General features: G+C 62.1%; 19 protein-coding genes. 14 read left to right on the plus strand and 5 right to left on the minus strand.

The genetic code is table 11. The annotated features are described in order from the left end of the window. Positions 1-1,104 precede the first annotated feature (1,104 nt). The 12 genes from ICY20_RS28385 (at position 1,105) to ICY20_RS09430 (ending at position 15,000) form a co-directional block, all read left to right on the plus strand. Positions 1,105-1,653 (plus strand): methyl-accepting chemotaxis protein, encoded by a 549-nt coding sequence (locus ICY20_RS28385; RefSeq protein ID WP_407692620.1) that lies wholly within the window; start codon positions 1,105-1,107, stop codon positions 1,651-1,653. Positions 1,654-1,950: 297 nt separating this feature from the next. Continuing rightward, positions 1,951-2,406: a type II 3-dehydroquinate dehydratase gene (aroQ, locus tag ICY20_RS09380; protein WP_056860456.1), complete on the plus strand. Its 456-nt coding sequence runs from the start codon at positions 1,951-1,953 to the stop codon at positions 2,404-2,406. A gap of 24 nt (positions 2,407-2,430) precedes the next feature. Beyond that, positions 2,431-2,892, plus strand: coding sequence for an acetyl-CoA carboxylase biotin carboxyl carrier protein (gene accB / locus ICY20_RS09385; RefSeq protein ID WP_034117521.1), 462 nt, complete (start codon positions 2,431-2,433; stop codon positions 2,890-2,892). Between the two features lie 17 nt (positions 2,893-2,909). Beyond that, positions 2,910-4,271, plus strand: coding sequence for an acetyl-CoA carboxylase biotin carboxylase subunit (accC, locus tag ICY20_RS09390; RefSeq protein WP_116627259.1), 1,362 nt, complete (start codon positions 2,910-2,912; stop codon positions 4,269-4,271). A gap of 268 nt (positions 4,272-4,539) precedes the next feature. Next, a complete protein-coding gene (prmA, locus tag ICY20_RS09395; RefSeq protein ID WP_159962934.1) occupies positions 4,540-5,418 on the plus strand; it encodes a 50S ribosomal protein L11 methyltransferase in 879 nt (292 codons plus the stop codon). Between the two features lie 30 nt (positions 5,419-5,448). Further along, positions 5,449-6,687: a DUF3426 domain-containing protein gene (locus ICY20_RS09400; protein WP_159962933.1), complete on the plus strand. Its 1,239-nt coding sequence runs from the start codon at positions 5,449-5,451 to the stop codon at positions 6,685-6,687. Between the two features lie 185 nt (positions 6,688-6,872). Beyond that, positions 6,873-7,886 carry a tRNA dihydrouridine synthase DusB gene (gene dusB, locus ICY20_RS09405; protein ID WP_159962932.1) on the plus strand — a complete coding sequence of 338 codons (1,014 nt, stop codon included), beginning with the start codon at positions 6,873-6,875 and terminating at the stop codon, positions 7,884-7,886. Further along, positions 7,883-8,203: a DNA-binding transcriptional regulator Fis gene (gene fis, locus ICY20_RS09410; protein ID WP_002555375.1), complete on the plus strand. Its 321-nt coding sequence runs from the start codon at positions 7,883-7,885 to the stop codon at positions 8,201-8,203. The genes dusB and fis overlap by 4 nt, the downstream gene beginning before the upstream one ends. An 82-nt stretch (positions 8,204-8,285) precedes the next feature. Then, on the plus strand, positions 8,286-9,893 hold the full coding sequence (gene purH, locus ICY20_RS09415; protein WP_159962931.1) for a bifunctional phosphoribosylaminoimidazolecarboxamide formyltransferase/IMP cyclohydrolase: 1,608 nt from the start codon (positions 8,286-8,288) through the stop codon (positions 9,891-9,893). A gap of 168 nt (positions 9,894-10,061) precedes the next feature. Continuing rightward, positions 10,062-11,354: a phosphoribosylamine--glycine ligase gene (gene purD / locus ICY20_RS09420; protein ID WP_159962930.1), complete on the plus strand. Its 1,293-nt coding sequence runs from the start codon at positions 10,062-10,064 to the stop codon at positions 11,352-11,354. A 114-nt stretch (positions 11,355-11,468) separates the two neighbouring features. Beyond that, the gene (locus ICY20_RS09425) at positions 11,469-14,240 is read left to right on the plus strand and encodes a hybrid sensor histidine kinase/response regulator (protein ID WP_194937342.1); all 2,772 of its coding nucleotides are present in this window, start codon (positions 11,469-11,471) and stop codon (positions 14,238-14,240) included. Between the two features lie 163 nt (positions 14,241-14,403). Next, positions 14,404-15,000, plus strand: coding sequence for a MarC family protein (locus ICY20_RS09430; protein ID WP_159962928.1), 597 nt, complete (start codon positions 14,404-14,406; stop codon positions 14,998-15,000). Here ICY20_RS09430 and ICY20_RS09435 read toward each other — a convergent pair. The 5 genes from ICY20_RS09435 to cobG all read right to left on the minus strand — a co-directional run bounded on the left by ICY20_RS09435 (position 14,997) and on the right by cobG (position 20,326). Next, positions 14,997-15,776, minus strand: coding sequence for a hypothetical protein (locus tag ICY20_RS09435; protein WP_194937343.1), 780 nt, complete (start codon positions 15,774-15,776; stop codon positions 14,997-14,999). The two genes, ICY20_RS09430 and ICY20_RS09435, sit on opposite strands and share 4 nt — an antisense overlap. Before the next feature lie 216 nt (positions 15,777-15,992). Next, positions 15,993-17,630, minus strand: a complete 1,638-nt coding sequence (gene cobJ / locus ICY20_RS09440) for a precorrin-3B C(17)-methyltransferase (RefSeq protein ID WP_194937344.1) — start codon at positions 17,628-17,630, stop codon at positions 15,993-15,995. Continuing rightward, complete coding sequence (locus tag ICY20_RS09445) at positions 17,630-18,361, minus strand: precorrin-2 C(20)-methyltransferase (RefSeq protein WP_159962925.1); 732 nt, start codon at positions 18,359-18,361, stop codon at positions 17,630-17,632. Before ICY20_RS09445 ends, cobJ begins: the two co-directional genes overlap by 1 nt. After that, on the minus strand, positions 18,361-18,987 hold the full coding sequence (locus ICY20_RS09450) for a precorrin-8X methylmutase (protein WP_122487415.1): 627 nt from the start codon (positions 18,985-18,987) through the stop codon (positions 18,361-18,363). Before ICY20_RS09450 ends, ICY20_RS09445 begins: the two co-directional genes overlap by 1 nt. Then, complete coding sequence (gene cobG / locus ICY20_RS09455) at positions 18,980-20,326, minus strand: precorrin-3B synthase (RefSeq protein WP_194937345.1); 1,347 nt, start codon at positions 20,324-20,326, stop codon at positions 18,980-18,982. The genes ICY20_RS09450 and cobG overlap by 8 nt, the downstream gene beginning before the upstream one ends. Positions 20,327-20,364: 38 nt before the next feature. Between cobG and cbiE the strand changes: the two genes are divergently transcribed. Beyond that, positions 20,365-21,570, plus strand: coding sequence for a precorrin-6y C5,15-methyltransferase (decarboxylating) subunit CbiE (cbiE, locus tag ICY20_RS09460; RefSeq protein ID WP_159962923.1), 1,206 nt, complete (start codon positions 20,365-20,367; stop codon positions 21,568-21,570). Next, positions 21,567-22,286: a cobalt-precorrin-6A reductase gene (locus tag ICY20_RS09465; protein WP_194937346.1), complete on the plus strand. Its 720-nt coding sequence runs from the start codon at positions 21,567-21,569 to the stop codon at positions 22,284-22,286. The genes cbiE and ICY20_RS09465 overlap by 4 nt, the downstream gene beginning before the upstream one ends. Positions 22,287-22,377 lie beyond the last annotated feature (91 nt).

Raw genomic sequence — 22,377 nt, forward strand, 5'->3', positions numbered from 1 at the left:
TTCAGTAAGACCGACCTGCTGGCCGCCGGCAAACTGGCTGGCGACCCGCAGGCGCTGCTGCTGCAAGCCGAACGGGAATTGGGCGCAAACCTGGAGCAATTGAGCCAGTACGCTACCGGCGTCAACTCTGCCGACGCTGCACGCTACCTGCCGCCACTGCTGGCCGCCTCCCAACACCTGGGCAAACTGTCCCTGGCCCGCGACAAATTGGTGAGCAGCGGCCGCGCAGAATTGGCCGATGATGTAGAGCGTGAAGTCGGGAATATCCGCAGCCAGGCTGACGTGCTTGAGAAACTGCCGCTGCTGGGGGTAAAAGCCAGCGCCGAATCCAGCGCCGATGATTTCTCAGCCCTGATGGGCCTGGAAAACAGCGAAAAAGCCGAGGCCCAAGACACCGGCGTCGACCTCAAGCGCGAACTCAACAGCCTGCTCACCCGCTACCCCGCCGAACTCAAGCGCACGCGCGCGCAGATCCAGCAGCGCGCCGACCTGGCCACCGCCACTCACCTGAAAATCAACGCAGTGCAGCAAGCCATCGCGGGCCTTGAGCCGGTGGTGCGCGCGCAGCACGGCCAAATCCAGGGTGAAGTGCGGGTGATGCAAGGGGTAATGATCGGCCTGATTCTGCTGATCGCGCTGCTGATCGACACCCTGCAACGGCGCCTGGCCCGCGTGCTGACCAACCTGGCACCGGCCCTGTCGACCTGGGCCGAGGGTGACTTCAGCCAGTCGATTGCCCTGGGCAAGACCAACCGCGAATTGCACGACATCGAAGCCTCTCTCAACCGTCTGCGCGCTTATTTGGTGGCGTTGGTGGGCACCATTCGCGGCAATGCCGAAGAAGTCGCCGGCAGCAGCCGCGCCCTCGCCGAATTGAGCAGCGGCCTGCATGACGGCGCTGAGCGCCAGGCCGGGGATACCGCGCAGATCCGTGATTCGCTGGGGGAGCTGGAAGCCACCATTCAACAAGTGGCCGGTGATGCCAGCCAGGCCGCCGGGGCCAGCCGCAGTGCGGGTGAAGCCGTGCAACAGGGTCAGCGGGTAATCGGCCTCAGCCTTACTGGCTTGCATGCCCTCGTGGGCGAAGTGCAGCAAAACGCGCAGATGATCGAAAAACTCGCCGAAGAATCCGCCACCATCGGCGGCGTACTCACGGTAATTCGCTCGATTGCCGACCAGACCAACCTGTTGGCGCTCAACGCGGCCATTGAAGCGGCGCGTGCCGGTGAAGCCGGACGGGGTTTTGCCGTGGTCGCCGACGAAGTACGTTCCCTGGCCCAGCGCACCGCCGGCGCCACGGCAGAAATCCAGACGTTGATCGCTGGCCTGCAAAGCGCCGCGCACCAATCGGTGCAAGGTATGCGCGCCCAGGTCGAACACGCCGAAGCCACCGCCCAGCAGGCACAGGCGGCCGATGGCGCGTTGGATGAGATTGTCGGGGCGATCCAGACTATTTCTGACACGGCGGTGCGGATTGCGGATGTGACGGCGCAGCAGAGCGGCGCGGTGAGTGAGATTCGGGATAACAGCGAGCGGATTCATCGGTTGGGTGAGGATAATTTGCTGCGGATTGGGCAGGGGCGCAGCCAGGGTGAGCATCTGTTGGTGCTGGGTGGGCAGCTCAATACGGCGGTGCAGGCCTTTCGGGTTTAACCCGATCCGCTGCCAAGTGAAGATCAAAATGTGGGAGCGGGCTTGCTCGCGAATGCGGTGTCTCAGTCAACACATCCATCACTGACCCACCGCATTCGCGAGCAAGCCCGCTCCCACATTTGATCTCCTGCATGTTCAGAACCGTATTGCCAATGACTGGATTCGAGGCCCTAGTCACAAATTTTGCGCTATCCTCGCTAATCGTGCTGCCTACTGCATAGAACTGGACAGTCACAAAGGCTTTGCGGCATAGTCGCCGGGTTCTGCCGTACCCACATCGATAACAAGGAACAGCCGATGGCGACCTTTCTGGTTCTACACGGACCCAACCTGAACCTGCTCGGCACCCGTGAACCGGGCGTCTACGGGGCAGTGACCCTGGAACAGATCAACCTCGATCTGGAACGCCGGGCCCGTGAAGCTGGCCACCATCTGCTCTACCTGCAAAGCAATGCCGAGTACGAATTGATTGATCGTATCCATGCCGCGCGCGGCGAAGGCGTGGACTTTATCCTGATCAATCCCGCCGCTTTTACGCATACAAGCGTTGCTTTACGTGACGCGCTGCTGGCGGTGAGCATCCCATTCATCGAAGTGCATTTGTCGAACGTGCACAAACGCGAAGCTTTCCGCCATCACTCTTACTTCTCCGACGTAGCGGTAGGTGTGATCTGCGGCCTTGGCGCCAGCGGTTACCGACTGGCCCTGGAGGCCGCCCTGGAACAACTTGAACAACCGGCCAAGCGCCCCTGACCGACCCTTGGGAGTTGATGATTCATGGATATCCGTAAAGTTAAGAAACTGATCGAACTGCTGGAAGAATCCGGTATCGACGAGCTGGAAATCAAGGAAGGCGAAGAATCCGTACGGATCAGCCGCCACAGCAAGACCCCGGCCCAGCAGTTCTACGCGCCGCAAATGCAAGCACCGGCTCCTGCCGCTGCTGCTCCGGCCGCTGCACCTGCCGCTGCCGCACCTGCTGCGCCAGCCGCACCTGTGCTGAACGGCTTCGTGGTCAAGTCGCCAATGGTCGGTACGTTCTACCGCACCCCGGCACCGACCTCGCCAGCCTTCGTTGAAGTCGGCAAGACTGTGAAAGTGGGCGACACCATCTGCATCGTTGAAGCGATGAAGATGATGAACCACATCACCGCTGAAAAAGCCGGCGTCATCGAATCCATCCTGGTAGAAAACGGTCAGCCGGTTGAGTACGACCAGCCGCTGTTCACCATCGTTTGAACCGCGGAGCGCCTTCGATGTTGAAACCTGCGAAGAAACTGCAAAAAGTCCTGATCGCCAACCGCGGCGAGATCGCGCTGCGTATCCTGCGCGCCTGTAAGGAAGAGGGCATCAAGACCGTCGCTGTTTACTCGACGGCCGATACCGAATTGATGCACGTGAAACTGGCGGACGAAAGCATCTGCATCGGCCCGCCACTGGCCACGAACTCGTACCTGAAAGTGTCCAACATCATCGCGGCCGCTGAAGTGACCGGCGCTGATGGCATCCACCCAGGCTACGGCTTCCTTGCGGAAAACGCCGATTTCGCCGAACAGGTAGAGAAGTCCGGGTTTGCCTTCATCGGCCCGAAAGCCGAGACCATTCGCCTGATGGGCGACAAGGTGTCGGCCAAGGACGCCATGATCGCAGCCGGCGTGCCAACCGTTCCTGGCTCCGACGGCCCGCTGCCGGAAGACGAGGAAACCGCTCTGCGCATTGGTCGTGAAGTCGGTTACCCGGTGATCATCAAGGCCGCCGGTGGCGGTGGTGGTCGCGGCATGCGCGTTGTGCACAAGGAAGAAGACCTGATCGAAGCCGCCAAGCAGACCCGCTCCGAAGCGGGCGCCTGGTTCGGCAACCCGATGGTCTACCTGGAAAAGTACCTGACCAACCCACGTCACGTGGAAGTGCAGGTATTGTCCGACGGCCAGGGCCACGCCATCCACCTGGGCGACCGCGATTGCTCGCTGCAACGCCGTCACCAGAAGGTCTTGGAAGAAGCACCGGCACCGGGCCTGGATGAAAAGGCCCGCGAAGAAGTGCTGGCCCGCTGCGTCAAGGCGTGCATCGACATCAACTACCGTGGCGCCGGTACCTTTGAGTTCCTCTACGAGAACGGCCGCTTCTACTTCATCGAGATGAACACTCGTGTGCAGGTAGAGCACCCGGTTTCGGAGATGGTCACCGGTATCGACATCGTCAAGGAGATGCTGAGCATCGCCGCTGGCAACGTGCTGTCCTTTACCCAGGACGACGTGAAGATGCATGGCCACTCCCTGGAGTGCCGCATCAACGCCGAAGACCCGAAAACCTTTATCCCAAGCCCTGGCCTGGTCAAGCATTTCCACGCGCCCGGCGGCAACGGCGTACGTGTGGATTCGCACCTGTACAGCGGCTACAAGGTTCCGTCCAACTACGACTCGTTGATCGGCAAGCTGATCACCTGGGGCGCCACCCGTGACGAGGCCATGGCCCGTATGCGTAACGCCCTGGACGAAATCGTGGTCGACGGCATCAAGACCAACATCCCGCTGCACCGGGACCTGGTTCGTGATGAAGGCTTCTGCGAAGGTGGTGTGAACATTCACTACCTGGAACACAAGCTGGCCAACCAGTAAGTGCTCCACCCAACAAAACCGCCTTCGGGCGGTTTTGTTGTTTCTGGCACCTGGGTTTTCTGGATGCACACAGGCCAAATGTGGGAGGGGGCTTGCCCCCGATGGCGGTGGATCAGGTACATGTATTGAGACTGACACACCGCTATCGGGGGCAAGCCCCCTCCCACATTTACCCAGTACAGTCGTGTTATTACGCGCGCTCGCGTAAACTTGCGCGCTTTCGCAGCCCCTCCCCGCTGCACATTCAATTTTTTCAAAGGTGCCCGCCATGCCTTGGCTGCAAGTCCGTCTCGCCATCAGCCCAGAACAAGCCGAAACCTTTGAGGACGCGTTCCTGGAAGTGGGCGCCGTCTCGGTGACCTTCATGGACGCCGAAGACCAGCCGATCTTCGAACCCGAACTCAACACCACCCCGCTGTGGTCCCACACCCATTTGCTGGCCCTGTTCGAAGACGGCACCGATGCCGCCAGCGTGCTGGCGCATATGGAGTTGCTCACCGGCGGCCCACTGCCGGAGCATCACAGCGAAGTGATCGAAGACCAGGACTGGGAACGCAGCTGGATGGATAACTTCCAGCCGATGCGTTTCGGCCAGCGCCTGTGGATCGTGCCAAGCTGGCACGCCGCGCCCGAGCCTGAGGCGGTCAACCTGCTGCTGGACCCGGGCCTGGCGTTCGGCACCGGTACCCACCCGACCACCGCCCTGTGCCTGGAATGGCTCGACGGCCAGGACCTGACCAACTGCAACGTGCTGGACTTCGGTTGCGGCTCGGGCATCCTGGCCATTGCCGCCCTGCTGCTGGGCGCCAAGGAGGCAGTGGGCACCGATATCGACGTGCAGGCCCTGGAAGCCTCCCGCGATAACGCAGGCCGTAACAATATTCCTGAAGACAAATTCCCACTCTACCTGCCGGAGCAACTGCCCCAGGTGCAGGCCGATGTGCTGGTCGCTAACATCCTCGCGGGCCCGCTGGTGTCGCTGGCACCGCAGCTGTCGAGTCTGGTCAAGCCGGGCGGGCGCCTGGCGCTGTCGGGCATCCTTGCCGAGCAAGGTGAAGACGTAGCCGCGGCTTACTCGAAGGATTTCGAGCTGGACCCGATCGCTAACCGCGATGGCTGGGTACGCATCAGCGGTCGTCGGCGCTAGAATGAGCGCTTGCCTGAATCGGATAGCCGCATGACCGACAGTTTCGTCACCCAGTGCCCGCATTGCCAAACGCGCTTTCGCGTCAACCACGGTCAATTGAACGTGGCCCGCGGCGTGGTGCGTTGCGGCTCGTGCCTGCAAGTCTTCAATGCCGTTCGCCAGTTGATGGAGCAACGCGCTGCCGACAATGCAGCGCCGGAGCCTGAACTGCCGGCCGCCACCGAGCCTGAGCCGCCACGGGCAATCAGCCAGAAACAATGGACCGCGCAAGACCTGGACCTGGACAACCTGGACCTGGACGAAGAACTGGCCAAGCTGGAACGCCGCGAGATTGCGCACACGCTGCCAGTGGGCGCAGAACGTCGCCAGCCCGGCACCGATCGTCGACAAAAGGACGATGCCCTCAGCGCCAGCCGTGACACGGTCAAGGCCGAAGAGGAAAAGTGGGCCGCCAGCCTGTTCAGCGAGCCCCCCGAAGAACGCGCCCTGGCCGCCGAAGACGCACCCGAACCGATCCCGGCCCCTGCGACCAAGCAGCGCACCGAACCGTCCATGTCGTTCCACACTGACGATCTCGACGATGAACCGCCGCTGCACACCGCGCCGCAAAACGACGATATCGACCCGCCGTTCACGCCTCTGCCCCCAGCCACCGAAGAGGCCGAGCCGCAAGAACGCCCCCAGCCCCGGCGCAAGCGCCCGCATGCCGAAAGCAGTGCTCACGACGACCTGCTCCAGGACCTCGAAGACGACCCGCTGCACCTCTATGCGCAAAAACGCCCGTCGAGCGTGGGCCGCCGCCTGGTCTGGATACTGCTGGTACTGCTCGCCGCCGCGGGCCTGGCCGGCCAATACATCGCCTACCAATTCGACGACCTGGCCCGCCAGGACGCCTACCGCCCGTGGTTCCAGCAGGTGTGCCCAACCTTGGGCTGCACCGTGCCCTCGCGGGTAGATATTGCCCACATAAAGAGCAGCAACCTGGTAGTGCGCAGCCACCCGGACTTCGCAGGGGCGCTGGTGGTGGATGCGATCATCTATAACCGCGCGACCTTCTCCCAGCCGTTTCCCCTGCTGGAGCTGCGCTTTGCCGACATGAACGGCGGCCTGATCGCCAGTCGTCGCTTCAAACCTGCCGAATACCTCAGCGGCGAGTTGGCCGGCGTCAGCGAAATGCCCTCGCAGACGCCGATCCACATCTCCCTGGATATCCTCGATCCAGGCAACAAAGCCGTGAATTACAGCCTGAGCTTCCACTCGCCCGAGTGAAACGGCTTATGTCATTAGGTTTGACGGCGGATTCTTGACTGTGCGCCCGGCAACCAAACCGCTGGCGATAAAGAAATAACTGTTCAGATTTTATCCAATTCAGCCTTTATCCAGTCATCGAGAGCGGGTATCATGCCAACCCTTTTTCGAACTCTAATGATCCGGCCCCACAACAGGGAAGTCCTATGTCGGCGGTACGCATCGGCCCATATACATTGCACAACGGCTTGATTCTCGCCCCGATGGCGGGCGTCACCGACCAGCCCTTTCGTCAGCTGTGCAAGCGTTTGGGCGCAGGTCTTGTAGTCTCGGAAATGGTCACCAGCGACATGAGTTTGTGGAACACCCGCAAATCGCGGATGCGCATGATCCACGAAGGTGATCCCGAGCCCCGCTCGGTACAGATCGCCGGCGGTGATGCGCAGATGCTGGCGGATGCGGCCCGGGCCAACGTGGAGTTGGGGGCGCAGATCATCGACATCAACATGGGCTGCCCGGCCAAGAAGGTCTGTAACAAGGCCGCCGGTTCCGCGCTGTTGAAAGATGAGCAGTTGGTTGCCGAGATCCTGCAGGCCGTTGTCGCCGCAGTCGATGTGCCGGTGACCCTGAAGATCCGTACTGGCTGGGACCGGGACAACAAGAACGGCCTGACGGTGGCGAAGATCGCCGAACAGGCAGGCATTACAGCGCTGGCAGTGCATGGCCGCACCCGCGCCGACCTTTACACAGGTGAAGCCGAGTACGACACCATTGCCGCGATCAAGCAGGCGGTGTCGATGCCAGTCTTTGCCAATGGCGACATCGATTCAGCCGAGAAAGCCCGGCGCGTGCTGCACGCGACCGGTGCCGATGGCTTGTTGATTGGCCGGGCCGCCCAGGGGCGGCCATGGATTTTCCGTGAAATCGACCATTTCCTGCGTACCGGCGAAGTCTTGCCGGCACCGGAGTTGATCGAGGTGGAACGTATTCTGCTAGAGCATCTGGCCGCCCTTCACACGTTCTATGGAGACGTGATGGGCGTGCGAATTGCTCGTAAGCATGTGGGTTGGTATCTCGCAACCCTGCCAGGCGCCAGGGAGTTTCGCGCCGGGTTCAATCGTTTGGATGAAACGCAAGCACAGGTCACCGCCGTTCGTGAGTTCTTTGCCGAACGAGACAAGAGCCTGAGAGCAGGGGACGCAGAAGGGGTGGCCGCATGACGATGATGACCGAGACTTTAGTGAGTGGAACAACGCCCGTGAGCGACAACGTCAATTTGAAACAGCACCTGAACACGCCGAGCGAAGAAGGCCAGACCCTTCGCGGGAGTGTCGAGAAGGCGCTGCACAATTATTTCGCCCACCTTGAGGGCGCTTCCGTCACGGACGTGTACAACCTGGTGCTCTCCGAAGTCGAAGCGCCGTTGCTCGAAAGCGTGATGAACTACGTCAAGGGCAACCAGACCAAAGCCAGTGAGCTGCTGGGCCTTAACCGTGGCACCTTGCGCAAAAAGCTCAAGCAGTACGATTTGTTGTAAGCATTCAATCAAACCAGAAAGGCGCCCGCGTAAAAAACGGTCGCCTTTTTTGCTGACTCCTTTGCTTTTGATGGAAATTGAAATGACCGACCAGACTACCCGCCTGCCGATCCGCCGCGCCTTGATCAGCGTCTCCGACAAGACCGGCATCCTCGAATTTGCCCGGGAGCTGGAAGCCCTGGGCGTGGAAATCCTCTCCACGGGCGGGACCTTCAAACTGCTGCAGGACAACGGCGTGGCCGCAGTGGAAGTGGCGGACTACACCGGTTTCGCAGAAATGATGGACGGTCGGGTCAAGACCCTGCACCCGAAAATCCACGGCGGTATCCTCGGCCGTCGCGGCACCGACGACGCCATCATGGCCGAACACGGCATCAAGCCGATCGACCTGGTGGCCGTTAACCTCTACCCGTTCGAAGCCACCATCAACAAGCCTGGCTGCGACCTGCCGACCGCGATCGAAAACATCGATATCGGCGGCCCGACCATGGTTCGCTCGGCAGCCAAAAACCACAAAGACGTGGCCATCGTGGTTAACGCCAGCGACTACGCCAACGTACTGGAAGGCCTCAAAGCCGGCGGCCTGACCTACGCCCAGCGTTTCGACCTGATGCTCAAGGCGTTCGAACACACTGCCGCCTACGACGGCATGATCGCCAACTACATGGGCACTGTTAACCAAGCCGCCGAAACACTGAGCACCGAAGGCCGCAGCCAGTTCCCGCGCACCTTCAACAGCCAGTTCATCAAGGCCCAGGAAATGCGCTACGGCGAGAACCCGCACCAGAGCGCGGCGTTCTACGTTGAGGCCAAGCCGACCGAAGTCGGCATCGCCACCGCAACCCAGCTGCAAGGCAAAGAGCTGTCCTACAACAACGTGGCCGACACCGACGCCGCGCTGGAATGTGTGAAGAGCTTCGTCAAGCCAGCCTGCGTCATCGTCAAGCACGCCAACCCGTGCGGCGTGGCCGTAAGCCCGGACGCTGAAGGCGGCATTCGCCAGGCGTACGAACTGGCCTACGCCACCGACACCGAATCGGCCTTCGGCGGCATCATCGCCTTCAACCGTGAGCTGGATGCCGAGACCGCCAAGGCGATCGTCGAACGTCAGTTCGTGGAAGTGATCATCGCCCCATCCGTAAGCATCGAGGCCCGCGCCATCGTTGCCGCCAAAGCCAACGTGCGCCTGCTGGCCTGCGGCGAGTGGTCGGCTGACCGCGCTGCTGCGTGGGACTACAAGCGCGTCAACGGTGGCCTACTGGTTCAGAGCCGTGATATCGGCATGATTGGCAGCGAAGACCTGAAAGTGGTGACCAAGCGCGCACCGACAGAGCAAGAGATCAACGACCTGATCTTCGCCTGGAAAGTGGCCAAGTACGTTAAATCCAACGCCATCGTCTACGCCAAGAACCGCCAGACCATCGGTGTCGGCGCCGGCCAGATGAGCCGTGTGAACTCGGCGCGTATCGCCGCGATCAAGGCTGAGCACGCCGGTTTGCAGGTAGTGGGTTCGGTGATGGCGTCTGATGCGTTCTTCCCGTTCCGCGATGGTTTGGACAATGCCGCGAAAGCGGGCGTGACCGCCGTGATCCAACCGGGTGGTTCGATGCGTGATGCCGAGGTGATCGCTGCTGCGGACGAAGCCGGCATCGCCATGGTCTTCACGGGTATGCGCCACTTCCGCCACTGATCCAACATTGCCTGGTGGGCACTGGCTTCTGTGGGAGCTGGCTTGCCTGCGATGCGGGCGACTCGATGTTTCAGATGCACCGAGTCGATGCCATCGCAGGCAAGCCAGCTCCCACAGAAAAGCGGCCCGCATTGCTTCCAGAATTCAGCGTCATCCGAGGTTTTTGAAATGAATGTATTGATCATTGGCAGCGGTGGCCGTGAACACGCCCTGGCCTGGAAAGTTGCCCAGGACCCACGCGTCCAAAAGGTTTTCGTTGCCCCCGGCAACGCCGGCACCGCCATTGAAGCCAAGTGCGAGAACGTCGCCATCGACGTGCTGGCCCTTGAGCAACTGGCCGATTTTGCTGAAAAGAACGTCTCGCTGACCATCGTCGGCCCTGAAGTCCCACTGGTTGCCGGTGTTGTGGACCTGTTCCGCAGCCGTAATCTGGATTGCTTCGGCCCAACCGCCGGCGCTGCCCAGTTGGAAGGTTCCAAGGCTTTCACCAAGGACTTCCTGGCGCGCCACAAGATCCCGACCGCCGACTACCAGAACTTCACCGAGATTGAGCCAGCCCTGGCTTACCTGCGTGAAAAAGGCGCACCGATCGTGATCAAGGCCGATGGCCTGGCCGCCGGTAAAGGCGTGATCGTCGCCATGACCCTGCAGGAAGCCGAAGACGCCGTACGCGACATGCTCGCCGGCAACGCCTTTGGTGATGCAGGCTCGCGCGTCGTAATCGAAGAATTCCTCGACGGCGAAGAAGCCAGCTTTATCGTGATGGTCGACGGCAAGAACGTGCTGCCGATGGCCACCAGCCAAGACCACAAACGCGTCGGCGATGGCGACAGCGGCCCGAACACCGGCGGCATGGGTGCTTACTCCCCTGCCCCGGTGGTCACGGCTGACGTGCACAAGCGCGTGATGGACCTGGTGATCTGGCCGACCGTGCGTGGCATGGCCGATGAAGGCAATGTGTATACCGGCTTCCTGTATGCCGGCTTGATGATCGACAAAGCCGGTAACCCGAAAGTCATCGAGTTCAACTGCCGCTTCGGCGACCCGGAAACCCAACCGGTGATGCTGCGTCTACAGTCGAGCCTGGTACTGCTGGTGGAAGCCGCGCTGGCCCAGGCCCTGGACAAGGTCGAAGCGCAATGGGACCCACGCCCGAGCGTCGGCATTGTGCTGGCAGCCGGCGGTTACCCTGCCGACTACGCCAAGGGCGACGTGATTGAAGGCCTGGACGCGGCGGCTACGCTGGAAGGCAAGGTGTTCCACGCGGGCACTGCGCTCAAGGACGGTAAAGTTGTAACCGCAGGTGGCCGTGTGTTGTGTGCCACCGCCATGGGTGCCAGTGTCGATGCCGCGCAGCAGCAGGCGTACAAGCTGGCCGCGAAGATCGACTGGAACGGCTGCTTCTACCGCAAGGACATCGGCTACCGCGCCATCGCCCGTGAACGGGGCGAAGAGCAGTAAGCAGCGGCCTTCAGTAGCTATCCGTTCGGTTAGGCAAGGGCCTTTGGCCCTTGCCGTATAAAGGCCTGCCGCGCATAGTTAACCTCGTGCATCAACCTACGAAGGGATTTCGCCGTGCGCTGGCTCAGGATCGCCATAGGTTTCACTGTCAGTCTGCTGACACTGCTCTGCTTGTTCCCGGCCCAGGCCGCCGCGCAAGGCAGTGGTTGGGCAGTTTTGCTTGATGAACAGGCCGATCTGCAACTGAGCGACATCCGCTCCTCTCGCTACACCAATCAATTCAGCCCCATCGAACTGGACCGGATCACTGCCGCGCAGCCGGACGGTGCGTTGTGGGTACGTTTCAAGCTGCAACCCGGCAAGCACGAGCAAGTGCTGCGCATATTCGCCCCGGACCTGGCCCACCTGAGCCTCTACGTGCTCGACGGTGACACGCTGGTGGAACAACAGAGCACCGGCACTCGCCAGCCCCAGGCTGAACGCCCGCTGCCCAGCAGCGACTTTATGCTGCCCATGCCCCAAAGCCAGAAACCCCTTGAGGTCTACCTGCGCCTGGTTTCAGAACACGAACTGCGCCCCTATATCACCCTGGAACCGGCCGTGCTGGCCGCTGCCGATCAAACCCAGACGCTGATCTACGGCCTGTTGTTCGGCTGCCTGCTGATGCTGATCCTGCATAACCTCACGCGCTTTGCTTACCATCGCTCCCGCAGCAGCCTGTGGCTGGCGGCCTGCGAAGTGCTGCTGATGCTCAGTCTGGCGCTGCTGCTCAACGTAGTGGGCCCTTGGCTGCCAAACTGGCATGCGATCCAGACACCGGGGGCCTACCTGGCGCTGTTGCTGACCGCGCCATGTGGGTTGATGTTTGCCTATCGCTTCTTCATGCCCTTGGGCCCCCACCCGCTCAACAAGCTGTTGATGGGCGACATCCTGTTTATCGTGCTGTGCGGCCTGTTGCTGTTGTTCGTCAACACCTTGCCGTTGAACTTCATCACCTACGCCCTGGTGGCGCTGGCCGGCTTGAGCATGCTGTTTGTCTCGGCCTATCACTGGCAAAAAGGCTACCGCCCGGCACGCCTGTTCGTGGCGGCGATGGTGGTGTTCAACACCGGCACGCTGATCATTCTGCCCGCGTTGCTCGGCCTGACGCTGCTGGCACCACAGGGTTTGATCATCACGTTGCTCGCCTTCATCTGTCTCAGCGGTTTGCTGATGAGCCTCGCCCTGGGTGAGCGCCAGCGTGCGATTGTCGAGGCACGATTCAGCCTCAGCCGCGACCTGGCTGCCAGCAATGCCGAGATCGCGGCCAAGGCCGAGTTCCTGGCCAAGATCAGCCACGAGATCCGCACGCCCATGAATGGCGTGCTGGGCATGACCGAACTGTTACTGGGCACGCCACTGTCGGTGAAGCAGCGGGACTACGTGCAGACCATCCACAGCGCCGGTAATGAACTGCTCACGCTGATCAACGAAATCCTGGATATTTCCAAGCTCGAATCCGGGCAGATTGAGCTGGACGATGTGCAGTTCGACCTCAATGCGCTGATCGATGACTGCCTGAGCATCTTCCGCGCCAAGGCCGAACAGCAAAACGTCGAGCTGATCAGTTTTATCCAGCCTCAGGTGCCCCGCGTCATCAGCGGCGACCCGACTCGCCTGCGCCAGGCAATGTTGAGCCTGCTGGAAAACGCCCTGCAAAAAACCGACGAGGGCGAAGTGCTGATCGTGGTTGCCCTCGACGACCGCAGCACCAAGCCACGCCTGCGCATTGCCGTGCAAGACAGCGGCCTGCCGATGGAAGCTGCCGAGCGCGACGCCCTTTTGCACAGCGAACTGCACAGCAAGAACTTCCTCTCGGCCACCCGCCTGAGCGGCCACCTGGGCCTGGTTATCGCCCGGCAGTTGATCCTGTTGATGAACGGCGAGTTCGGCATCAAGAGCGGCAGCCTTCAGGGCAGCACGTTGTGGCTGACCTTGCCGCTGGACCCGGAGCGCCTGGAGCACCCCACCAGCGACCTCGACGGCCCACTCAAAGACGCCCGCGTGCTCGTGGTGGACGACAACGACACCTGCCGCAAAGTGCTGGTGCAGCAATGCAGCGCCTGGGGCCTGAACGTCAGTGCCGTGCCATCGGGCAAGGAAGCCCTGGCGTTGCTGCGCACCAAGGCGCACCTGCGCGATTACTTCGACGTGGTGCTGCTGGACCAGAACATGCCCGGCATGACCGGCATGCAACTGGCGGCCAAGATCAAGGAAGACCCGAGCCTGAACCACGACATCCTGTTGATCATGCTCACCGGCATCAGCAACGCGCCAAGCAAAATCATTGCGCGCAACTGCGGCATCAAGCGCATCCTCGCCAAACCGGTGGCTGGCTACACCCTCAAGACCACCCTGGCCGATGAGTTGACCCAGCGCAACAAGGGCAACACACAACCGCGCCTTGCCCCCACCGCGCCAGCCGCCGTTACCGTGCCTGCGGACTTCCGCATCCTGGTGGCCGAAGACAACAGCATCTCCACCAAAGTGATTCGCGGCATGCTCGGCAAGCTCAACCTCAACCCGGACACCGCCAGCAACGGCGAAGAAGCGCTGGAGGCGATGAAAGCCCAGCGGTACGACCTGGTGTTGATGGACTGCGAAATGCCGATCCTCGATGGCTTCTCCGCGACCCAGCAACTGCGGGCGTGGGAAGTCAGTCATCAACGTATTCGCACGCCGATAGTGGCGCTGACGGCGCATATTCTGTCGGAGCATAAAGAGCGTGCACGCCAGGCCGGGATGGATGGGCATATGGCCAAGCCGGTGGAATTGTCGCAGTTGCGCGAGTTGGTGGAGTACTGGGTGGCGCAGCGCCAACAGCGCCCCGAGCACGCCCCGTCTTAAGATTGAAATGCAGTTAACTGTGGGAGGGGGCTTGCTCCCGATAGCGGTGTATCAGCCGATTCTCTATTGGCTGACACACTGCTATCGGGAGCAAGCCCCCTCCCACATTTTGACCGTGCCGCCTGATAGACTCCCTACACTTCCCCCGCCGCGAGCCGTCCCCATGCTCCACGTGTTATTCAGCGTCTACCTGAAAATGCTGGTGCTCTACAGCCCGTTTTTCGTGCTGTCCTGCTTTATCAGCCTTACCCGTGGCTATTCCAACAAAGAACGGCGCCGCCTGGCGTGGAAGGTGGCGTTGGCGACGCTAGTGTCGAGCGTGTTGCTCTACCTGTTTGGCCGGGTGATTTTCAGCGTGTTCGGCATCACCGTGGACGCCTTCCGCATTGGCGCCGGCAGTGTGCTGTTCATCTCAGCCCTGGGCATGGCCCAAGGCAAATCGGCGGTGCAGACCGACAATGTGCAGCAGGACGTGACCATCGTGCCGCTGACCATCCCCCTCACCGTCGGCCCCGGCACCATCGGTGCACTGCTGGTGATGGGCGTGAGCCAGCCCCATTGGGATGACAAGCTCACCGCCATCCTCAGCATTGCCCTGGCCAGCCTCACGGTGGGCGTGGTGCTGTATATGTCCAACCGCATCGAACGAATTCTGGGTGACCAGGGCTTGCAGATTGTCAGCCGCTTGATGGGCCTGTTTGTGTGCGCCCTCGCCGCGCAAATCATCTTTACCGGGGTGCGCGGTTACCTGGTGCCTTAGATGCGGTATTTGGCGATTGCCAGTTGCACCTTGTCACCCGCGCTCTCGCGCATCAGTTGGATGGTTTTTTCGTTGACCACCGAAGTATTCAGCACCAGGCAGGTCTGCCCGCTGAAAGCCTCGAACGAGGCGCTGTCCCATTCCAGGAATGGCAGCCCCACCTGCTTGTTCACGCCGTGTGAGCTGTAAGTCACCAGCACCATCGTCACTTCGCCCGCCGTTTCAGCACAGGACGCCAGGCCAAAATCACCGCCCTGATGCACGGTGCTATTGCGCTTGAACAACTCAAACGTAGCCGGTAGCTGTTTGAGTGCCTCCAGCGCGTCGGCCGCCAGCTTGGGCAGCACAGTGATCAGCGGCCCGCCCAGCGAAGTCGACGCCAACATGCCCGCTATCAAGTTCAACGCCGCCCACTGCACCGTCAAGCCTTTACCCGCACTGGAAACCCGTTCAAAGCTGCTGCGCACCGGCAACCAACCCAGGCTGACCATCACTTTGATAAATTCGTCGTACCAACTTTCGGTGCCTCGGTGGACCTTCAATACATCGCTGACGTAACTGCTCGCCAGCAGGTAGCTTTTGCGGATGTATTCGCGGTTCAGTGCAGACACACCCTCAACAAACGAAATGACGCCGTTGTTGACCACGGCCGCGTTGCTGTCATCTGTCGCGTCCACCGGCAACGACGCAGTCAACTTCCGTGCCCCCGGTAGCGTGTACGCGGCAATCAACTTGCGCCGTTTCGCACTGATAATCCTTTTGTGATGTCGCTCCATTTCCAGATCTCCACAAGCACCCCAACATGGGGCTTGCTCCAACACTAGACCAGCTGCCGACGGGCTTTCCATGCCCCAAACATGCCTTGCGCAATGCGCTCCCCAGCGATCACTGGACGCCTTTGAGTTTCGTCGACAAAAAAAGAAAAAGCCCCGGACAACCGTGGGCAATGACCCACCGTCGTTCGGAGCTTTCCGGCATTGGCCAAGTCGTTTTCAGGAGACCGGTTTTTCGCCATACCAGCGCGGCGTGTATACCCACTCACCGCCACCGGCTCGCGGGAAGACGCACGTGGTGGACGAGCCGATCAGCACCATGGTGCGCATGTCCACCTGTTCGGGCGTCAATTGCCCAAGCGTAGTGACACGCAGTGTCTGGCCCGGACGACCGATATCACGACCCAGCACTACCGGCGTTTCAGGCCTGCGGTGCAATGCAACGATTTCCAGCGCGCGGCCCAACTGCCACGGCCGCGAGCGGGAGATCGGGTTGTAGAACGCCAACGCCAGGTCGGCCTGGGAAGCGAGGTCCAGGCGTTTTTCGATGATCGACCAGGGCTTGAGGTTGTCCGACAGCGACATCACACAGAAGTCATGCCCCAACGGCGCACCCGCCTGGGCCGCAGTGGCCAGAGAGGCCGACACACCCGGCAGGATCTCCAGGTCGACCTGATGCCACGCCGGGTCGCTGGACTCGTGCAACGCCTCGATCACCGCAGCGGCCATCGCGAACACGCCCGGGTCACCAGACGACACCACCACCACCGATCGGCCTTGGGCCGCCAGCTCAAACGCATGGCGTGCGCGCTGCATCTCTTCGCGGTTATCGGTGCAATGCTGCACTTGATCGTCACGAAACGGGCCGGCCATGCGCACGTAGGTTTCGTAGCCCAGCACATCGGTGCAGCGCGCCAGTTCAGCCTTGACCGCCGGCACCATCAACTCGGCAGCACCGGGGCCCAGGCCGATCACGGCGAGACGACCACGCACGCGGCCCACTTGCGACAGGTCCAGCGGCTGTTCAGCCACATCAATGACGATATCGGCAGCTTGGCTGACGTGGGTAAAACGCAGGGGCACGCTCAGTTCCAACGCAGCTTCATGCAACGACGCTTGAGCCATCTGCGTATCACTGGCCAACAGGCACGCCAGCGATTGCAAAGCGATACCGGCCTCATGCAACGCCGCGCGCACGCGCTCAGCCAGTTGCGCGCCGGGCTTGCAGGTCACGCTGACGTTTTTCGGGTAGATCAGCAATTCATTGGCCGCAGGTAAGCGCGCGGCACTGCCCACGTGAATGGCCAAACGTGCCTGCTCATCCTGCGGCAAATTGGCTTGATCCAGCCACGGCGCAGCGCCTTCGATGCGCACGCTTTCACCGGCCAGCAGGTCGCTGACGAAGCGCTTGCCCAGTTCCAGGTCGGCCAGTTCATAACCCTGCGGCGGGTTGAGCAGGCAGGTGCCAAACCGCAGCTCGCCACTGGTAGTGATCGCGGCGGCGACATTCAATGCAGCGCCGATTTCCCGCGCCATGACATTCACACCGCCCAGGCCACCGAGCAACGGCACCACGGCGCTACCGTCTTCGGCAACGGCCAGCACGGCGGGCTCTTCGCCTTTCTCCAGCAGCAGCGGCGCCAGGGTGCGAATCACAATACCGGCGGCACACAGCGCAATCAGCGGCGTGCCTTGCTGGTAAAGCTGACGCAGGGTGGCGCCGAATTCGTTATAGGCCAGGTCTGCACCTTCAACGCGGCCCGCCAGGCCATGGATCAACGCGTCGGGGTAAACCTGCTGGATCTTGCGCGCCGTCGCCAGGCTGCCCTGGCCGAGGATGACAATCGCCGGGCGCATCAACCTTGCCACCGTTCACCGGGCACGATGATCAGCGAGAAGTACGGCGACGACGATGGGTCGACTTGATCCAGCGGCACGATCTTTTGATTGGCCATGGTGGCGCGTTCTACATACAGCGCACGCCCGGCCAAGCCGAGTTCTTCGAGCACTTGGCGCACTTTGGGGAAGTTGCGCCCCAGCTTCATGATCACCGCCGCATCGGCGTCCGCCAGGCGACGTTTGAGATCGTCATGGGGCAGCACGCCCGAGAGCACCGACAGGCTCTGGTTGCGATACACCAACGGCGCGCCGAGCACCGAGGCGCCGCCGAGCATTGAGCACACGCCCGGAATCACTTGCGCTTCGTAACGCTCAGCGAGGCGGTCGTGCAGGTACATGTAGGAGCCGTAGAAGAACGGGTCGCCTTCGCAAATCACCGCCACATCGCGGCCGGCATCCAGGTGCGCAGCCACGTCGACGGCAGCTGCGTCGTAGAAATCGCTGATCACTTGCTCATACGACATCGGCGCCGGCAACACTTCGGTGGTCACCGGGTACACCAGCGGCATTAGGGTCTGCTGCGCCACCAAGTGGTCTTCGATAATGCCGAAGGCGTTGCCCTTTTTACCCTTGGCCACGAAGTACGCCACCACGGGTGATTCGCGCAGCAGGCGCAAGGCCTTGAGGGTGATCAGTTCCGGGTCGCCGGGGCCTACGCCCAGGCCGATCAAACGTCCGCGAGCCGGCATTATTCGACCTCCGTGGCCAGGGCATTCACCGCAGCGGCGGCCATGGCACTGCCGCCCAGGCGACCTTGCATGATCACGAACGGCACGCCACGGCTGTCGGCGGCCAGCATCGCCTTGGATTCGGCGGCGCCGACGAAGCCCACCGGGAAGCCGAGGATCAACGCCGGTTTCGGCGCGCCTGCGTCAATCATTTCCAGCAGGTAGAACAAGGCGGTCGGCGCGTTGCCGATCACCACCACACTGCCCTCCAAGTGTGGGCGCCACAGTTCCAGGGCGGCGGCGGAACGGGTGTTGCCCAGTTCCCGCGCAAGCTCCGGCACGCTGTCGTCGCGCAGGGTGCAGATCACTTCGTTGTTGGCCGGCAAGCGCGCACGGGTCACGCCTTCGGAGACCATTCGCGCATCGCACAGAATCGGCGCGCCAGCGGCCAGCGCATCGCGCCCGGCCTTGCCTGCGCCTTCGGAGAATTGCAGGCCGTCGATGGCATCGACCATGCCGCAGGCGTGAATCACCCGCACCGCGAGTTTTTCCAGGTCGGCCGGGATGCGGTCCAACTTGGCTTCCGCGCGAATAATGGCGAAGGAGTTGCGATAGATCTCCTGACCGTCGCGGATGTAATCAATCATCGGTGTTGCTCCGTGGGCGGGCGCGCAGCAAGGCGCCCGTCGCTTCAATGGAAAGGGCGTGCGCGTGCAGCCGGCCGAAACCTGGGTAGGCTGCATCGCGAAAATAGAGGTCGTAGTGGCCGGGGCTCACCGCCAGCAAGGTGACGGGCGCGGTGTGCGCAGCGGCGCAGGAACGCGGGCAGCCGGACAGGTGCACGTCGAGCTCGGGGTGCAGCGCAGCCAGTTGCACCGCGTCGGCCTTGGTATCGGCCAGGGCTTTGCCGCAGCCACTAGAGCCGGTGCAGGCCGTCATGCGCGCCAGGGGCTGGTCGACTGAACACAGAAAACCAAGCTGCGCCAGGCGCTCGGTCACGGCGTGCGGTTTTTCGAGGTTGGGCAGTAGCACGCCCTGCCAGGGGGTGAAGCGCAGCGTGCCGTCGCCGTAGTCGCTGGCCAGTTGTGCGGCGCCTTTGAGCATCGTCGAATCCAGACGACCCAAGGGCGCGATGGCGGCGACGTAGAACTGATTCTTTTGCGCCTGTGGATAAGTGCCGAGGTGCAGCAATGCACCGCTGGGCGGGCGTTTGAAGCCATCCGATGGCAGCAACGGCAGCCTGAGGCGGCTCGACAACTTATCCACAGCCAGATGACGCATACGCGTTTGCTCTGGCGTGGCGAGATCGAGAAACGCCTCCAGCACAGCCACCACCAGTGCGTGGCCCTGCTCCAGCGGCACAGCGGCTACCGGCGCATCCAGCCCCGGGCAACCAGCAAGACCGAACGCAAGCAGCGTCTGGCCATCTCGCACAAACGCCGACAGCCACAGGTCATGGTGATGTTCGAGCATCGCCAGGTCCTCGCCGCCATCCAGTTGCACGGCAAACTTGGCCGACAACTCATGGAAGCGCGGGTGGCTTTGCAGGGTATTGAGGATCTGCTCGGCCAGCGGGCGCGTGTCGAACAGCATCTGCGGGTCGATACCGGCGCTGGGGCTGAGCATCAGGTTGCGTACATCGTCACCGGCGGCGTTGTTGGGGCCGAGGTCGGCCGCCAGCAACATCGCAATCAACGCGTTCTCTTCAGTGCCAATGCCGCGTATCTGCAGGTTGGCGCGGTTGGTCGCCTCGATCACCCCGCCGGCATAGGCCTGAGCGGCGTCCGCCACCGCATGGGCCTGCTGTGCGGTGATGGAACCACCGGCCAGTTTGATCCGGCAAATGCCGCCGTCCAACGCCTGGACAATACGCAGCAACCCCGGACAAGCCGAGGGGCGCAAGGTATTTACAGCGGGCATTGGTTTCACGGGGCTACCGGTTGACGGGTAAAGGCGCGGTATTATGCCTGCTTTGTCCGGTGGCATGAAAAGCCTGCCCGTCGGATGTCGTTCAAGGAATCTTTATGTCGCCCTGGCTGACGGTTGTAGGCATCGGTGAAGACGGCTTCAAGGGGCTGGGCAGGAATGCCCGGCATGCCCTGTTGCGCGCCACGCGGATTATAGGTGCTCAGCGCCAGTTAGACCTGTTGCCGGTGTGTATTCGTGGCGAGCGCGAGTTGTGGCCGAGCCCGTTTTCCCTGGAGCCGGTGTTAGCGCGGCGTGGTGAGCCGGTGTGCGTGCTGGCGAGCGGCGACCCGATGTTTTATGGGGTGGGCGCCAGCCTATCGCGCCAGGTAACGGCTGATGAGCTGCTGATTTTGCCGGCGCCCTCGTCGGTGTCATTGGCGGCCGCGCGCTTGGGCTGGCCGTTGCAGGAAGTGGTGACATTGTCCGTGGTGGCCCGGCCGTTGGCGGCGTTGAATGCGCATTTGGCGAGCGGCGTTCGGCTGTTGGTGTTGAGTAACGATGGCGGCAGCCCTGCTTTGATTGCGGCCCTATTGGCTGAATCCGGGTTTGGTCCAAGTCGTGTGAGCGTATTTGAACACTTGGGCGGCGCGGATGAACGGCGTCTCGATGGGCTGGCTGTTAATTGGCAACACGCTGGCGTCGCCGACTTGAACCTGGTCGCCATCGACTGCGTGGCTGAGCCGCAGGCGCTGCGCCTGTCGCGTCTGGCCGGGCTGCCCGACTCTGCGTTCAAACACGACGGCCAACTCACCAAACGCGATGTACGCGCCATGACCCTCGCCCGCCTCGCCCCCATGCCCGGTGAACTGCTGTGGGACGTAGGCGCTGGCAGTGGCTCCATCGGGATTGAATGGATGCGCGCCCACCCCAGCTGTCGCGCCCTGGCGATTGAAGCCGACGAAGGCCGCCAAGGCCTGATCGAACACAACCGCGACGCCCTCGGCGTGCCCGGCCTGCAACTGATCCGCGGCAAAGCACCGGATGCCCTGCAAGGCCTGGAAGCCCCAGACGCCATCTTCATCGGCGGTGGCGTCACCCGCGACGGCGTGCTCGACACCTGCTGGCAACACCTGCGGCCCGGTGGCCGTTTGGTCGCCAACGCCGTGACCCTGCAAAGCGAAATGACCTTGATGAACTGGCGCGCCCAGCATGGCGGCGAACTGACGCGCATCCACGTGGCCCAGGCGCAGGCGTTGGGGGCGTTCGATACCTGGCGCCAGGCGCTGCCGATCACCTTGCTCGAAGTGGTCAAGCCGCTATGAAACGCATCCTGCTGCTGGGCGGCGTGACGGAAGCCCTCGCCATCGCCCGCACCCTGGGCCCGGAACATATCTACAGCCTGGCCGGAGTTGGACGGGTGCCGACCGACCTGATCTGCCAAGTCCGCGTTGGCGGTTATGGCGGGGCTGAAGGCCTGGCGCAGTTTGTTCGGGATGAAGGGATCAGCCTGATTCTCGACGCGACCCACCCGTACGCGGCGCAGATCAGTCGCAATGCAGCCGAGGCTGCACGGTTGAGCGGCGTGCCTTGTTGGGCGCTGCGCCGACCGGCGTGGCAGCCGCAGGTCGGGGATGACTGGCGTGAGGTTGGCGATTGGGCTGAGTTGATTGAGGCGCTGAAACCGTTCAAGCGTCCGCTGTTCACATTGGGGCGTGAGCCGTTGCAGCACCTCGATGAAATCCCGCCGGAGCAGTTCTGGACACTGCGGGCGCTGGATGTGTACCCGGGGAATGAGCGGTGTGAAGTGATAGGCGCACGCGGGCCGTTTCTGATCGAGGATGAGCGGGTGTTGTTCGAGCGCCGTGGCATTGATGTGTTGATCAGCAAGAACAGCGGCAGCACAGCGACGGAGCCGAAGCTGGAAGTGGCGCGGGAGCGTGGGGTGCCGGTGTTGGTGTTGAAGCGGCCGGTGTTGGCTTCGGTGGACCGAGAATTCACTACCGTGCCTGCATTACTACAGGCAATCACCCATATCTAGACACCACAGATCCAATGTGGGAGGGGCGGTGCGACGATTCGACTTGCCCCCGATAGCTGTGGATCAGTCAGCACATTTTCAGCTGACACAC

Source organism: Pseudomonas pisciculturae (assembly GCF_015461805.1).
GTDB lineage: Bacteria > Pseudomonadota > Gammaproteobacteria > Pseudomonadales > Pseudomonadaceae > Aquipseudomonas > Aquipseudomonas pisciculturae.